Raw genomic sequence first — 13,868 nt, forward strand, 5'->3', positions numbered from 1 at the left:
GGTCGATATCGATGGTCTGGCCGTCTTTGTCGCCGATCTGAATGGTCAGCTTGTCTTTCGAGCCGTCCAGTACGTTCACGCCGTTGAAGTTGGTGGTCTCGGAGATACGCTTGATCTCGTCCAGACGGGCTGAAATTTCTTTCTGGATGGATGCGCGGTCATCGCTGGAGTTGGTGCCGTTTTTCGCCTGAACGGTCAGCTCACGAATACGCTGTAAGTTTTCGGTGACTTCTTCCAGCGCGCCTTCAGTGGTCTGTGCCAGGGAGATGCCGTCGTTGGCATTACGCGCCGCCTGGGTCAGGCCACGGATGGAGGAAGTAAAGCGGTTAGAAATCGCCAGGCCAGCGGCATCGTCTTTGGCGCTGTTGATACGCATCCCGGAAGAGAGACGCTCGATGGCGGTGCCCAGAGAGGTCTGGGATTTGTTGAGGTTGTTCTGAGCCATCAGGCTCAGTGAGTTGGTATTAATGACCTGGGCCATATTAATATCCTTTTATAATGAGAACGGACGGAAAGAGTCATTATGCGAATTAGGTGGCGCATACCTCATTCATCGGTGACAGAGCAAAATCACTGAAATATTTCTTTGATTTTTTTCAAAGGTTATAAATAGCGGAAGAAGTGACGGCTATTTTCTCAATCATAATATTTGATGGCGCAATAAGCGTGACTCTGTGTATTTACGCCCCTCTGACGTTGTTGCCGGAAATGTAAAAAATTAAACTTAACGCCATTCCCACCGATGGGTCTCAGTGAAGACTCTTATTTAATTAACAGGAACCCACATTATGGCGTCATTCGCTGTTCCGGGCCTTGGTGGATCCGGGCTTGATATTCCTTCTATGCTGTCGCAGCTGCGGGTAGCTGAAAATCAAAAACTCAATCCGTACCTGCAAAAGCAAAGCAGTTTCAACGGGCAGGTGTCGTCGTGGGGCAAGATCTCCAGCTCCCTGGATGCCATCAAATCGAACATGGAAAAGTTGCAGGATGAAGGCTTCAACGGCGTCAGCGTTGGGGATAACAAAGCGTTCAAAGCCACCGCCGGAAAAGGTGCCATCCCGAACAGCTATTCGATGGTCGTTAAACAGCTGGCAAAGTCGCATAAAATCGGTACCGAGCCGCAGACCAGCAACGACAAAGAACTCGGCGGGAGTGAGACCAACCGTAAAGTCAGCATCACGCTCGGCGACGGTAAGCCGATGGACGTCGATCTGAAAAAAGATGAAACCTCGCTGACCCAGATTGCCAAGAAAATCAATGAAAAGAATGGCGACGTCACGGCCGAAGTGATGTCGGCGGGCGGCGGGAAATTCAAGCTGGTTGTGACGTCGAAAAAGACCGGCAGCGACGGTGAAATCACCGTTAACGTTGACGGGGACAGCACGCTGGCTGAAGTGCTGAACTTTGATCCGAAAGGTTCAAGCAAAATGACCGAAATCACCGCCGCGCAGAATGCGCTGATTGAGATTGACGGGGAGGAGGTTGAGCGCAGTTCGAACACCATCGCCGATGCGATCACCGGTATTACCCTTGAGCTGCGTGAAGTGTCGGAGGTGGTGGCGGAGGGGCCACCAAAGGAATACAAATCTGAAACCCTCTCGGTGACGGCTGATACCTCACAGGTGAAAACCCTGATTGAGGAATTCGTTAAAAACTACAACGCTTTCCTGAATCTGTCGGCCAGCGTCAGCGCGTATACCGCCCCGGACAAAAACGCCGATCCGACCCAGCCGAACACCGGCAACGGCGCGCTGTTTGGCGACGGTACGCTGCGCCGCCTGACCAGCCAGATGAAATCCACCGCCGTCGGCAACTACGGCGAAGCCAGCGAACTATACCAGTCGTTGGCCACCCTCGGCATCACCGTGAAGTTTGATGACGTCAATCCGGGTGAAGAGCGTACCGGCACCATCGGGCTGCTGTCGATCGACAGCAAAAAGCTCGACGAAGCGTTGAAAAATAACCCGAAAGAAGTCGAAGCCCTGTTCCTCGGTAAAGACGGGGCGGATGGCCTGAAAGGCCGGATGGAAGATGTATTCAAAATCTATCTCGGTGACAGCGACAGCACGCCGAAAACCGAAGGGGCAATCACCACTGCGGTCAAAGGGTTGAAAGAGCAGGAGTCGCGCATCGCGAAGCAGATCACCCGAGTGGAGATGCGCATTGAGGACAGCCTTAAGCGTAGCGAAAAAGAGTTTTTACGGCTCGATAAAGCGATGACCGAAATGAACAGTCTGAGCCAGTCGCTGCAGGCCGCGCTGCTCGGCCTGATGAAAGAATAACCCCTCAACATTCCCGGGCAGTACGGCTGCCCGGCAGGATTTAACGATGTACACCAAAACAGGTAACAGCGCCTATTCCGCTGTCTCTCTTGATAGCCAGATTGTCGGTGCTACGCCGCATCAGCTGATTGTCTTACTGTTTGACGGGGCGATTAACGCGATGCGTCGGGCAGAGATCTACTTCCAGTCCGGTAATATCGCCCGTCGCGGGGAGATGATCTCCCGGGCTATCAATATTATCGATAATGGCCTGCGCGCCGGGCTGAACCATGAAATTGGCGGCAAGATTGCCGACGATCTGGAAAGTCTGTACGAATACGTTTCGCGTAATTTGCTCGAAGCAAATCTCAATAAAACGGGCGAAAAGTTGCCGCACCTGATTTCCCTGATGGTCGACCTGTCCGAGACCTGGAAAGCTATCGACCCACAGAACAAGCAGGTCAAACATGGATAACACAACGCTGGTTCAGCTAGAAGACCTGTTGGCGCGTAACCATGCGCTGCTGACCCTTGCCGGGCAGGAAGCCTGGGACGCGTTTGCTGACGATGTGGAAGTCTATTCTACGCAGCTAAAAGCGATGGTAGATGTTGATTTCAATGAGCTGGAAAGCACGGAGCGTGAAATGGCCGTGCAGCTGCTTGAGGCTCTGTTGATACAGGACTCGCGGCTGATGCAGTGCATCCAGGCCCGGCTCAATAACCTCAGCGGGGAGATGTCCTCCCTGCGGCAATCCCGCCGTTCTGCGCAAGCCTATACCGCCGTTTAACGGCGGTTTTTTTTGCCCGGTAAACGCACTGCCGCCGGGCGTTTTCTGCGGGCCAAAAAAAAGCTCGCCACCAGGGCGAGCAAACGTTGAGGCAACGAACGCGTTAACATTAAATCGTGATGTTGTATTTGCGACCGGTTGGCGCGAGGCTCGACTCTCCCGCCGGGCCGTACAGAGTATTGGCATGTCCAACGTGGTCGACCACCTTCTGCAGATGCTGGTTTTTATGCATATGTCTTTGCAGAAGCACTTCCACTTTCAGGTTGAGCATCCGGGTATCGCGAACTTTCTCATCAATCTGCTGCCAGCAGACGGACAGCTTACCCTGCGTAGGATAGGGGGCAACGAATGCCGACACCTGCTCCTGCTGGCGACGCATCTCATCGTAATACTGAATGGTCGACAGCAGCTGGCTTTTGTTATCAGCCAGCACCTGGAGGGAAACCGGATTGATTTGCCCCCGGTTGAGCTGGTTGACCTCTTCAATCATGATCGCCTCCAGTTCATCCAGAGACGTTTTCATCTGCGCGAGTATCGGGTACAGCTTATCCATATCTAAAAAAAATCCTGCGATTAGTGAAACTGAAACATATCCTGCACCAGCGCCTGGGCGATTTTTTCGGGCTCCAGAGGGAGTTCCCCGGCGGCCAGCGCGGCACGAATTTCGGCGACGCGGGCGTGATTCACATCGCGGCTGTCGTCGGTCTGAATCTGGCGAGTCAAGGCGCTCAGGGTGACGGCGGTTTTGTTTTCCCCGGTTGCATCGCCTGGGGTCGTGCTGTGGTCCTGCGCCGTGGTACGTGTACGCATCTCGGTAGCGGAGAGGAGGCTGCTAACCGGAGTCGTGGGTTGAGTGCTGTCTATGCTCATCGTGGTCCTCGCAGGTAAAAGGTTTTTTCGTCGGTCTATACATTGCTCATCGGTGTTTGGCGAAAAAACTAAAATTATTGTCGTAAAAAAATCATCACCTCACCGTCCGCCCCGACTTTCCCGCTGACGGTTTGCCCGTTGGCGGTCTGAACTTTCAGCATCTCATCGACTGCGGCGTTACCCAGCGCTTTGCCCTGACCGCGAATGCGAAAGCCTGCGCCGGAGGTGACTAAATCCACCGTTTGCCCGGCATGCAGTCGCCATTGCTGGCGCAGCTGGTTTTGCAAGACGGGTTTACCGACGGTGACTGCCCGGGTCAGGCGCTGACCGATAATGTCATCCGGTCTGAAGATAAGTCCGCTGGGCTGCCCGTCAATGCTGCCGGTGATCGGTTCGATATCACCCCGCTGAACAATAGTCCCACTGGGCAGGCTTTGGCTGGCGACCCACCAGGTCCCCTGCGCGCTGACGCGGACCGGCAAATAGTGTTTGCGCGCACCACAGCGGGCGCTCACGGTGCGTTTTCCGGTTAACCGCGTATCGTGCCCGGTGATGCTGAGTTCAGGCGCATCACAAACGGCGGCAATCTGCTGCGGAGTGGCAAGCAATTCAACGGTGCGCACAATCTCGCCCTCGGCGTTACCGGGCTGGAACAGCGCATTGAGTTTGAGCAACAGTCGCTGTTCGGCGCTCGGCAGCGACGGTACGCTGGCGTACAGTGGCGCAGAGCCGAATGCGGCCAGCATGACCGTGAGGAATAAAGGGAGTTTCATCTTGTTGCCTTGTTTAAATAAGCGTAGAGTCTTCTGGAATAATATCCATGGTTAAATTATATACGCATCGCAAATGCTTTTATTGGGCTAAATGCTGACACTTTTGCAGCCATTTAAATTCATCAGTCATTCCTCGCAAAAATATCTTCCTCGAATTCGTTAAAAGCGCTTATTTCTGTCGGGTCTTCGCAGTGTGATATTTCACCAGCGCTGTCTACACTATCGCACTCTGGATAATGCGAGGCAGGAGCCCCTCTTTATGGTCAATAAACTTGATGATGCGTTTCGCTTTCAACAGCAGGCGTTGAGTCTGCTCACGCGCCGTCAGGACGTGCTGGCATCGAACATTGCCAATGCCGACACGCCGGGCTACCTGGCGCGTGATCTGGATTTTTCTCAGCAGTTAAAAAGCGCCATGAGCAATACGTCTATGGCGAAAACATCGGTCTCACTTTCATTAACCTCGAACCGTCATATTGAGGGGCAGACAGTGCCATTTGATGACCCTCAGTTGTTATATCGGGTGCCCGATCAGCCCAGTGCCGACGGTAATACCGTGGACATGGACAGGGAGCGCGTGAATTTTGCGGATAACGCCGTGAAATACCAGTCCGGCCTGACATTCCTCGGTGCGGATATTAAGAAAATGATGACCGTACTCAGTCAGGGATAATTTCGATGTCGTTATTTAGCGTTTTTGATATTTCAGGCTCGGCGATGGCCGCGCAGTCTCGCCGCCTTAACGTCAGCGCCAGCAATATGGCCAATGCCGACAGCGTGGCGGGGCCGGACGGCCAGCCTTATCGCGCCCGTCAGGTCATGTTCGAAGTCGATGCTGCCGCAGGTGATGCCATCGGCGGGGTGAAGGTGAGCGACGTTGTGGAAAGCAGTGCCCCGGATCGGCTGGTGTATGAGCCCGGCAACCCGCTGGCGGATGAGCAGGGCTACGTGCGGATGCCCAACGTTAACGTGGTGAACGAAATGGTGAACACGATTTCCGCTTCCCGCAGCTATCAGGCCAACGTCGAAGTGATGAACTCCGCCAAAACCCTGATGCTAAAAACCCTGACCCTCGGTCAGTAAGGACAACAGATGGCAGTCTCTCAGGTCAATAACAGCGGCAGCGGCACGGACTACGGCACGGGTAACAGCGCCGGCGATCTCAGCCAACACTTTATGGAATTGCTGGTCGCGCAAATGAAAAACCAGGATCCGACCAACCCGATGGATAACAACCAGCTCACCGCGCAGCTGGCGCAGTTCAATACCGCAGCGGGCGTTGAGAAGCTCAATACCTCGGTGGCCAGCATGCACGGCTTAGTCAACCAACTGGGCAGCATGAGTGCCGCCTCGTGGGTGGGGCGTTCGGTGCTTATTGAGGGCGATCCGAAAGTGACGACCGGGTCCGGCCTGGGCATTCAGCAAGACGGGGTGGAGGGGGCCGACAAGTTCAGCTTCCTGCTGGGCGGCGATGCGGACACGGTCACCGTCACGCTTGATGACGGCAACGGTGGTGCCTACACCGCTGAACTGAAAAACGTTAAGGCCGGGGTCAAGACCTTCAGCCTTGATGATTTGCAGAACTTCCAGCCAGAACCTGGCCCTGCGCCAGATACCGAATACACGCTCACCTTCGAAGCGAAAAGCGCCGAAGGCGAGAAGCTGGAGGTGTCGGGGTTGATGCAGGCGCTGGTTGAAGGCGTGACCATGACCGGCAACGGAGCCGTCCTTCACCTGCGCGATCACGACCCGATAGGCATGGGCGACGTGGTCGTTATCCAAAAATAATTCACTCTCACTTACTGGAATCAAAATATGGGTTTTTCACAAGGTCTTAGCGGCCTCAACGCCGCAGCAAAAGCGCTGGATGTGGTGGGCAACAACATTGCCAACTCCCAGACCTTCGGTTTTAAGTCTGGCTCGGTTGCGTTTGCGGATATGTTTTCCGGCGCAACAGGGCTGGGAGTTCAGGTGGCAGGCGTGACCCAGAACTTCGCCGATGGCGGGCCGGAAGCGACGGGTCGCAACCTGGATATGGCCATTGGGGGGCGTGGATTTTTCCGCATGGTCAACGAAGGTGGCAGCGTGTTTTATGGCCGTAACGGTCAGTTTGAACTGGACGTTAACGGCAATATCTACAACAAAACCAACAATCTGTTTTTGACCGGCTATCAGGCAACCGGTACACCGCCGGTGATTGCCCCGGGCGCGCCGATTGGCCCGATTCAGATCCCGACCGGTGACATGCCGCCGGTGGCATCGACCTCCGGCTCACTGGCCGGCAATCTGAAAGGCGACTCTACCGACTTTCATGAAAAAGATAAGTTCGACTATGAGGATGATAAAACCTACAACTACACCAGCCAGGTTGAAGCCACTGACAGTCTCGGTAACACCCACATTATTAAGCTCTATTTCGTGCAGACCGAAGCCGGGAAATGGACGGCGTATGCCCGCGATGAAACCTCGCCCGCTGCCGGTGATGATGAAGTTGTCGAGTTGGATTTAGAGTTCAATCCGGATGGCAGCCTGAAAGGCCCAGACACTCGCCTTGCAGTCAAAGGCGCGTCATTCAACGGATCTGCCGCTCTGAATGTTTCTTTGGATCTGTCTGACATCACCCAGGTGAAAGGTGACAGCACCATGAAGCTTAACGAAATCGACGGTCAGGCACCGGGCAAATACCAGACCTTCGTGGTGGGTGAGAACGGTGAAATTGTCGCAACTTACAGTAACGGCAAGCGTCAGACCGTGGCGCAGGTGGTATTGGCTGACTTCGCCAACAGCGGCGGGCTGGCGGCACAGGGCAGCAACGTGTGGGCGGAAACGCCGCAGTCCGGGCAGCCGTTCTTTGGCGCGTCGGGCACCGGTAGCTTTGGTAATCTGAGCGGTGGTCAGCTTGAGCAATCGAACGTCGATATGGGCCAGGAAATGGTCAATATGATCGTCTACCAGCGCAACTACCAGTCTAACTCTCAAACCATCAAAACCCAGTCTGAGCTTCTGCAGACGCTGGTTAACCTGCGTTAAGGATAGCCGACGATGGATCGCGCAATTTATACCGCCATGAGCGCCGCCAACGCGGCGCTCAATCGCCAGGCGGTGACCTCGAACAATCTGGCGAACAGCTCTACGGCGGGTTTTCGTGCCCAGCTCACCGCACATCGCGCCGTGCCCATTGACGGGGAAACCCTGCGCACCCGCGCACTGGTCGCCGAGTCAACGCCATTTCATGACAGCAGCATGGGGCCGGTGACGCACACCGGGCGCAGCCTCGACGTGGCCCTGCCGCAGAACGGCTGGCTGGCGGTGGCGCTCCCGGACGGCAGCGAAGGCTACACCCGCAACGGTGGCATAGAGGTGGACAGCGAAGGGGCATTGAGCGTCAACGGTAAACCGCTGATGGGGGACGGTGCCCCGCTCACCGTACCGCCGCAAAGCGAAATTACTATTGCCTCTGACGGCACCCTTTCGGCGCTGGGTGCGGGCGATGACCCGACGGCTCTGGCCCCGGTCGGACGCCTGAAAATGGTCAACGCCACCCAGGATCAGCTCTATCACGGTGACGACGGTGTATTCCGCCCGCTTGCCGGTGGGGCGCTGGCGCAGGACGAAACCCTGCGCCTCAACCCGCAGGCACTGGAAGGCAGCAACGTCAGCCCGGTGAAAGCCATGACCGAAATGATCGCCGTCTCGCGCGGCTTTGAGATGAACATGAAGGTCATCCGCACCGCTGATGAAAATGCTCAGAAGGCTAATCAGCTATTAAGCGTGGGCTAATGCCACGCCAAGGAGTCATACCATGATCCGTTCTTTATGGATTGCCAAAACCGGGCTAGAAGCACAGCAGCTCAATATGGACGTTATTTCCAATAACCTGGCGAACGTCAATACCAACGGTTTTAAACGCCAGCGTGCGGTGTTCCAGGACCTGCTGTATCAAACTATGCGCCAGCCGGGGGCCCAGGCCTCCGAGCAAACCACCTTGCCAAGCGGCCTGCAATTGGGCACCGGCGTACGTCCGGTTGCCACCCAGCGGGTACACACCCAGGGCGGTTTTAACCAGACCGGAAACGAGCTGGACGTCGCGATTGAAGGCAAAGGCTTTTTCCCGGTGCAAATGCCGGACGGCAGCACCGCCTACACCCGTGATGGTCACTTCGACAAAAACGAAAATGGTCAGTTGGTGAATGCCGACGGGCATCCGATCCAGCCTGGTATTACCGTGCCGCAGGATGCCAAAAAGCTGGAAATCAGCCCGGATGGGATCGTCAGCGCCACCGTTCCGGGTCAGGCCCAGCCGCAGCAAATCGGCCAGCTGGTGCTGGCGACCTTCGTCAACGAAGCGGGCCTCGAAAGCATCGGCGGCAACCTGTATCGCGAAACCCAGGCCTCCGGCGCACCGAACGAGCTGAATCCTGGGCTCGAAGATGCAGGCACCCTGAAGCAGAGCTACATCGAAACCTCCAACGTTAACGTGGCGGAAGAGTTGGTGAGCATGATTCAGGTGCAGCGTGCCTACGAGATCAACAGCAAGGCGGTGTCAGCCTCTGACCAGATGCTGCAACGCCTTTCCCAGCTGTAATGTCCTCTCTCTGACCGCCCCGGTTAGCGACGGCGGTCAGACTTTTATCGACACTCAAATGAAAACACTTTTGAATTTTTCCTTGTCCCACGCGCCACGTGTCGTGTTGCTGGTAAGCGGGCTGCTGCTCGGTGGCTGCGCGCATATTATGCAGACCCCGCTGGTGGACGGACCCACCTCCGCCGAACCCTTACCGATGGCTCCGGTGGCTACCGGGGGCTCGCTGTTTATGGCCGGGCAGGGCATGAACTACGGCTATCAGCCGATGTTCGAAGACCGCCGTCCGCGCAACGTCGGCGACACGCTGACTATCCTGTTGCAGGAAAACGTCAGCGCCAGCAAGAGCTCCTCTGCCAGTGCCAACCGAAATGGATCGGCGGGGATGGGGCTTATCGCCGTGCCGACCAAGCTGGATAGCTGGCTGGGGGATGGCAAAGCCGATTTCGAAGCCGAAGGCAAAAATGACTTCGCAGGCAAAGGCGGCGCGGCGGCGCGAAACACCTTCACCGGCACCATCACCGTGACGGTCAACCAACTGCTGCCTAACGGCAACCTGCGGGTCGTCGGTGAGAAACAGATTGCCATCAACCAGGGCACCGAGTTCATCCGTTTTTCCGGGGTGGTTAACCCCCGCACCATCAGCGGCAGCAACACCGTGCCGTCGACGCAGGTGGCGGATGCGCGCATCGAATATGTCGGCAACGGCTATATCAACGAAGCGCAGACCATGGGCTGGATGCAGCGCCTGTTCCTGAACCTTTCACCATTCTGATATCGCCATGAAAAAAGAATTTGTCCTGTTTTTTATCAGCATGATGGTTTACGCCACCATGCTCAGTGTGCCGAAGCTGGCCCAGGCGGAGCGCATTCGCGATCTCGTCTCGGTGCAGGGCGTACGCTCCAACTCCTTAATGGGCTATGGCCTGGTGGTGGGCCTGGACGGCACAGGCGACCAGACCATGCAGGCCCCGTTCACCGGGCAGAGCCTGAACAACATGCTCTCGCAGCTCGGTATCACCGTGCCACCCGGCACCAACATGCAGCTGAAAAATATCGCGGCGGTGATGGTGACCGCCGAACTGCCGCCGTTTGCCCGCTCCGGCGACAAAATCGACATCGTGGTCTCCTCGCTGGGTAATGCCAAAAGCCTGCGCGGCGGCACGCTGTTGATGACTCCGCTAAAGGCGGCGGATAACCAGATCTATGCCATGGCGCAGGGTAACGTGCTGATTTCCGGCGCGGGCGCACAGGCGGGCGGCAGCCGAGTGCAGGTCAATCAGCTTAACGGCGGGCGTATCAGCGGCGGGGCGACGGTGGAGCGTGAAGTGCCGAACGATTTCGCCGCCCAGAGCGTGGTGCGTTTACAGCTGAATGAATCCGACTTCTCGCTGGCGCAGCAGATCAGCGATGAGATCAACCGCCGCTACAGCGGTGGGGCCGCTATTCCGGAAGATGCGCGTACCGTGCGTCTGTTTGCTCCGGCAGACGCGCCGTCACGGGTGCGTTTCCTCGCCAACATTCAGGACATTCCCCTGCGGGTCAGCGTTCAGGATGCAAAAGTCATCGTCAATTCGCGTACCGGTTCGGTCGTGATGAACCGCCATGTGTCGCTTGATACCTGCGCCGTGGCGCACGGTTCGCTGACCGTGGAAGTGACACAGAACAACGTGATAAGCCAGCCGGACACGCCGTTTGGCGGTGGCGAAACGGTGGTGGTGCCGCAGACCGATATCTCCATTCGCGATCGTGGCGGCTCGTTACAGAACGTGCGCAGCAGTACTGACCTGAACACCGTGGTGCGGGCGCTGAATAACCTGGGCGCGACGCCGAACGAGCTGATGTCGATTCTGCAGGCGATGAAAAACGCGGGCTGTCTGCGGGCGAAGCTGGAGGTTAACTGATGAAGGCGCTTGATCGTTTCGACCGGCCTGCATTCGACGTGCGATCGCTGGACGTCCTTAAGCGTGAGGCCGGGCGCGCGTCACCCGGCGCGCTGAAGGCCGCGGCCCAGCAGATGGAAGGTATTTTCGTGCAGATGATGATGAAAAGCATGCGCGATGCCAGCTTCAAAGGCGACCTGATGAGTAGCCAGTCCTCAGAGATGTTCACCGCGATGCACGATCAGCAGGTGGCGCAGAATATCGCCGGCAGCGGGCAGCTCGGGTTTGCCAATCTGATCGTTCGCCAGTTGGGAGGCGACAGCGACACTCAGTTAACCGCCTCAGCGCCCGGTCGCGACCCGCTTGCACTGCCGGGCGAATCACTTTCTGCGGCCCGCAGCGTTACCGGACCGCAGCGTGTCCCGGCCCCGGTGACGCGGGCTCAGCCCGCGGAAGGGGCGCATCCGTTCATTAGCCGGTTGATGGGGCCGGCGCAGGCAGTGGCCCGGCTCAGCGGGTTACATCCACAGCTGATCCTTGCCCAGGCGGCGCTGGAGTCCGGCTGGGGACGGCGGGAGATTCCGGCGGCGGACGGGTCGCCGAGCCACAACCTGTTTGGCATCAAAGCTACCGGCGACTGGCAGGGGAAAACCACCGAAATCACCACCACCGAATACCTCAACGGCGTGAAACGCAAGGTCAAAGCGGCATTCCGGGTGTACGACTCCTATGAACACGCCCTGAGCGATTACGCCAGGCTGCTGACCAAAAATCCACGCTATAGCAACGTGGTGCAGTCCAGCACGCCGGAGCAGGGGGCGAAAGCCCTACAGGCGGGCGGCTACGCCACCGATCCGGCCTATGCCACGAAGCTGATTACCATTATTCAGAAGGTAAAAGGCGATATCCAGCAAGGGGTTGCCGCCTATCAGAACGATCTTTCGAAACTTTTTTAGCAAAGTTGTTTTAGTGAATGGCGCAATCACCGATGAAAGAAACAGAACACTGATTTTTTTGATCGGCGCAGACGCCGCTCATTAACAACGGAACCTGTTGGACCCTTATGAATAACCTCTTTAGTTTAGCGAAAAGCGGTTTGAGTACCGCACAATTGGCCCTGAGCGTGGTCGGTAGCAACCTGACCAACTCGATGTCTTCTAACTACAGCCGCCGCGATATTATTATCGGTGAGTCCGGTGGCCTCGCTACCCCACAGGGTTTTTACGGCTTCGGTGCACAGGTTTTCGGCGTGCAGCGCGCCTACGATGCGTTTGCCAACAGCCAGCTGCGGGGCTCCATTTCGAGCTGGTCGTCGTTGACCGGGCGTCATGAGCAACTCACTGAAATCGACGATATGCTCGGCAACGAGTCGGATAACGTTTCGGTGTCACTGAATAACCTGTTTAAGGCGCTGGCGACCCTGGAAGGTAATGCCGAAGACGGGCCTTCTCGTTCGGCGGTGTATAACTCGCTTGGGGCGCTGACTCAACGTTTCAATGAAAGCGGCAAGCGCCTGGCCGGGCTGGAAAAAAGCACCAATACCCACATTGAACAGAGCGCCAAAGACATTAACAGCGCGACGGAACAGCTGGCGGAAATCAATAAACAGCTGGAACGCATTCAGGCACAAAACGGTACGCCTCCGGCTGATTTGCTCGATCAGCGCGATGCGCTGCTGGAAGGGCTAAGCGAGCAGATTGGCATTGAGGTCAGCGAAAACAAAATCACTGGCCGGGTGGACATCACCCTGACCGATGGACGCCCGCTGGTCTCGGGCGATCGTGCCTATAAGCTGGAAACTTCACCTTCTGCCAGCGATCCGGACAAAATCATCGTTTCCTACGTCGGCAGCGACGGTAAAGCTTCGCCAATCAATGAGAGCAGCATCCGCAGCGGTCGTCTCGCGGGATTGTTCAAGTTCCGCAGTGAAGATTTGGAAGTCGCCCGCAATGAGCTGAATCAGATTGCGTTCCAGATGGCGACGCGCTTCAACGAACAGCATGAGATGGGCTTCGACCTGAAGGGAAATCCGGGAGAACCGCTGTTCTCGCTGCCGGAGATCAAAGCCATTGCCAACAGCGGCAATACCGGAACCGGTAAGCTGGAAAACATCAAGGTGGCGGATCCCTCAAAGGTGCGTGCGGAAGACTACGTCATCAGCTTTGACGGGGCGAACTGGACGGTCACCGGGGCTGATGGACGTGAGGTTGATGCCAGCGTAATGCCGGGCAATCCCGCGACGTTGGCGTTTGACGGTGTCAATATGGAACTGCCGAGTGGCGTCAACGCCGGGGACAGTTTCTCGCTCAATCCGCTGGATGGGATGGCGGAAGGTATTGGTCGTGCGATTGACAGCGCCGACAAAATTGCCGCCGCAGAGAATAAAGATGGAGGGCCGGGCGATCACGGCAACCTGTCCCTGTTGCTGAAAATTCAGGAAGAGAAGCTGATTGGCGAAAATACCCTGACCGGGGCGTATACCAAACTGGTCGGGACTATTGGCGCTAATGCCCGCGAGGTTCAATCGGGGCTGAAGTCCGCAGAAATCGATCTCGATACCAAATACAACACCAAGCAGGCATTGTCCGGCGTGGATTCGTATGAGGAAAATGTCAATCTGCAGATGTTTATGCAGTATTACCAGGCGAATACCCAAATCCTGAAAACCGCGACTGAAATATTCGACACGCTGCTGTCAATTAGATAAAGGA

At 56.5% G+C, this 13,868-nt stretch carries 16 protein-coding genes and 1 pseudogene; 13 read left to right on the forward strand and 4 right to left on the reverse strand.

What is annotated here, in order from left to right:
* A pseudogene (locus ACG0Z5_RS01920) lies at positions 1–481 on the reverse strand (flagellin FliC); the annotation flags it as partial.
* A 307-nt stretch (positions 482–788) separates the two neighbouring features.
* Between ACG0Z5_RS01920 and fliD the strand changes: the two are divergent.
* Genes fliD through ACG0Z5_RS01935 form a run of 3 tightly spaced genes read left to right on the forward strand, consistent with a single transcriptional unit; the run spans position 789 to position 3,049 of the window.
* A complete protein-coding gene (gene fliD / locus ACG0Z5_RS01925; RefSeq protein ID WP_394445065.1) occupies positions 789–2,282 on the forward strand; it encodes a flagellar filament capping protein FliD in 1,494 nt (497 codons plus the stop codon).
* Between the two features lie 46 nt (positions 2,283–2,328).
* Entirely contained in the window at positions 2,329–2,736 is a 408-nt protein-coding gene (gene fliS, locus ACG0Z5_RS01930; RefSeq protein ID WP_394445066.1) for a flagellar export chaperone FliS, read from the forward strand.
* The gene (locus ACG0Z5_RS01935; RefSeq protein ID WP_394445067.1) at positions 2,729–3,049 is read left to right on the forward strand and encodes a flagellar protein FliT; all 321 of its coding nucleotides are present in this window, start codon (positions 2,729–2,731) and stop codon (positions 3,047–3,049) included. The genes fliS and ACG0Z5_RS01935 overlap by 8 nt, the downstream gene beginning before the upstream one ends.
* A gap of 109 nt (positions 3,050–3,158) precedes the next feature.
* Here the strand turns inward: ACG0Z5_RS01935 and ACG0Z5_RS01940 are convergent, their stop codons facing one another.
* From ACG0Z5_RS01940 to flgA, 3 genes are all read right to left on the reverse strand, one after another.
* Entirely contained in the window at positions 3,159–3,602 is a 444-nt protein-coding gene (locus ACG0Z5_RS01940; RefSeq protein WP_394445068.1) for a flagella synthesis protein FlgN, read from the reverse strand.
* A 20-nt stretch (positions 3,603–3,622) separates the two neighbouring features.
* Entirely contained in the window at positions 3,623–3,919 is a 297-nt protein-coding gene (gene flgM / locus ACG0Z5_RS01945; protein WP_394445069.1) for a flagellar biosynthesis anti-sigma factor FlgM, read from the reverse strand.
* Between the two features lie 74 nt (positions 3,920–3,993).
* Positions 3,994–4,692, reverse strand: a complete 699-nt coding sequence (gene flgA / locus ACG0Z5_RS01950) for a flagellar basal body P-ring formation chaperone FlgA (RefSeq protein ID WP_394445070.1) — start codon at positions 4,690–4,692, stop codon at positions 3,994–3,996.
* A 259-nt stretch (positions 4,693–4,951) separates the two neighbouring features.
* Here flgA and flgB point away from each other — a divergent pair, with 259 nt between their 5' ends.
* The 10 genes from flgB (at position 4,952) to flgK (ending at position 13,864) form a co-directional block, all read left to right on the forward strand.
* Entirely contained in the window at positions 4,952–5,365 is a 414-nt protein-coding gene (flgB, locus tag ACG0Z5_RS01955) for a flagellar basal body rod protein FlgB (RefSeq protein ID WP_394445071.1), read from the forward strand.
* Between the two features lie 5 nt (positions 5,366–5,370).
* Positions 5,371–5,775, forward strand: a complete 405-nt coding sequence (flgC, locus tag ACG0Z5_RS01960) for a flagellar basal body rod protein FlgC (protein ID WP_394445072.1) — start codon at positions 5,371–5,373, stop codon at positions 5,773–5,775.
* 9 nt (positions 5,776–5,784) lie between these two features.
* Positions 5,785–6,480: a flagellar hook assembly protein FlgD gene (locus tag ACG0Z5_RS01965; RefSeq protein WP_394445073.1), complete on the forward strand. Its 696-nt coding sequence runs from the start codon at positions 5,785–5,787 to the stop codon at positions 6,478–6,480.
* A 27-nt stretch (positions 6,481–6,507) separates the two neighbouring features.
* Entirely contained in the window at positions 6,508–7,722 is a 1,215-nt protein-coding gene (gene flgE / locus ACG0Z5_RS01970; RefSeq protein WP_394445074.1) for a flagellar hook protein FlgE, read from the forward strand.
* Positions 7,723–7,734: 12 nt separating this feature from the next.
* Entirely contained in the window at positions 7,735–8,472 is a 738-nt protein-coding gene (locus ACG0Z5_RS01975; RefSeq protein ID WP_394445075.1) for a flagellar basal body rod protein FlgF, read from the forward strand.
* Between the two features lie 22 nt (positions 8,473–8,494).
* Positions 8,495–9,277: a flagellar basal-body rod protein FlgG gene (flgG, locus tag ACG0Z5_RS01980; RefSeq protein WP_394445076.1), complete on the forward strand. Its 783-nt coding sequence runs from the start codon at positions 8,495–8,497 to the stop codon at positions 9,275–9,277.
* A 58-nt stretch (positions 9,278–9,335) separates the two neighbouring features.
* The gene (locus tag ACG0Z5_RS01985; RefSeq protein ID WP_394445077.1) at positions 9,336–10,049 is read left to right on the forward strand and encodes a flagellar basal body L-ring protein FlgH; all 714 of its coding nucleotides are present in this window, start codon (positions 9,336–9,338) and stop codon (positions 10,047–10,049) included.
* Between the two features lies 1 nt (position 10,050).
* Positions 10,051–11,178 (forward strand): flagellar basal body P-ring protein FlgI, encoded by a 1,128-nt coding sequence (locus ACG0Z5_RS01990; protein WP_394445316.1) that lies wholly within the window; start codon positions 10,051–10,053, stop codon positions 11,176–11,178.
* Positions 11,178–12,113: a flagellar assembly peptidoglycan hydrolase FlgJ gene (gene flgJ / locus ACG0Z5_RS01995; RefSeq protein ID WP_394445078.1), complete on the forward strand. Its 936-nt coding sequence runs from the start codon at positions 11,178–11,180 to the stop codon at positions 12,111–12,113. The genes ACG0Z5_RS01990 and flgJ overlap by 1 nt, the downstream gene beginning before the upstream one ends.
* 107 nt (positions 12,114–12,220) lie before the next feature.
* The gene (flgK, locus tag ACG0Z5_RS02000) at positions 12,221–13,864 is read left to right on the forward strand and encodes a flagellar hook-associated protein FlgK (protein WP_394445079.1); all 1,644 of its coding nucleotides are present in this window, start codon (positions 12,221–12,223) and stop codon (positions 13,862–13,864) included.
* Positions 13,865–13,868 lie beyond the last annotated feature (4 nt).

Source organism: Scandinavium sp. M-37, assembly GCF_043558715.1.
Lineage (GTDB): Bacteria > Pseudomonadota > Gammaproteobacteria > Enterobacterales > Enterobacteriaceae > Scandinavium > Scandinavium vulneris_A.

Excerpts from the sequence above, each read along its gene's own strand:
- ACG0Z5_RS01985 (WP_394445077.1), top strand. The coding sequence starts at position 9,336 with ATGAAAACACTTTTGAATTTTTCCTTGTCCCACGCGCCACGTGTCGTG.
- flgA (WP_394445070.1), bottom strand. The coding sequence starts at position 4,692 with ATGAAACTCCCTTTATTCCTCACGGTCATGCTGGCCGCATTCGGCTCT.
- ACG0Z5_RS01940 (WP_394445068.1), bottom strand. The coding sequence starts at position 3,602 with ATGGATAAGCTGTACCCGATACTCGCGCAGATGAAAACGTCTCTGGAT.
- ACG0Z5_RS01975 (WP_394445075.1), top strand. The coding sequence starts at position 7,735 with ATGGATCGCGCAATTTATACCGCCATGAGCGCCGCCAACGCGGCGCTC.
- ACG0Z5_RS01935 (WP_394445067.1), top strand. The coding sequence starts at position 2,729 with ATGGATAACACAACGCTGGTTCAGCTAGAAGACCTGTTGGCGCGTAAC.
- fliD (WP_394445065.1), top strand. The coding sequence starts at position 789 with ATGGCGTCATTCGCTGTTCCGGGCCTTGGTGGATCCGGGCTTGATATT.
- fliS (WP_394445066.1), top strand. The coding sequence starts at position 2,329 with ATGTACACCAAAACAGGTAACAGCGCCTATTCCGCTGTCTCTCTTGAT.
- ACG0Z5_RS01965 (WP_394445073.1), top strand. The coding sequence starts at position 5,785 with ATGGCAGTCTCTCAGGTCAATAACAGCGGCAGCGGCACGGACTACGGC.
- flgB (WP_394445071.1), top strand. The coding sequence starts at position 4,952 with ATGGTCAATAAACTTGATGATGCGTTTCGCTTTCAACAGCAGGCGTTG.
- flgG (WP_394445076.1), top strand. The coding sequence starts at position 8,495 with ATGATCCGTTCTTTATGGATTGCCAAAACCGGGCTAGAAGCACAGCAG.
- flgC (WP_394445072.1), top strand. The coding sequence starts at position 5,371 with ATGTCGTTATTTAGCGTTTTTGATATTTCAGGCTCGGCGATGGCCGCG.
- flgJ (WP_394445078.1), top strand. The coding sequence starts at position 11,178 with ATGAAGGCGCTTGATCGTTTCGACCGGCCTGCATTCGACGTGCGATCG.
- flgK (WP_394445079.1), top strand. The coding sequence starts at position 12,221 with ATGAATAACCTCTTTAGTTTAGCGAAAAGCGGTTTGAGTACCGCACAA.
- flgE (WP_394445074.1), top strand. The coding sequence starts at position 6,508 with ATGGGTTTTTCACAAGGTCTTAGCGGCCTCAACGCCGCAGCAAAAGCG.
- flgM (WP_394445069.1), bottom strand. The coding sequence starts at position 3,919 with ATGAGCATAGACAGCACTCAACCCACGACTCCGGTTAGCAGCCTCCTC.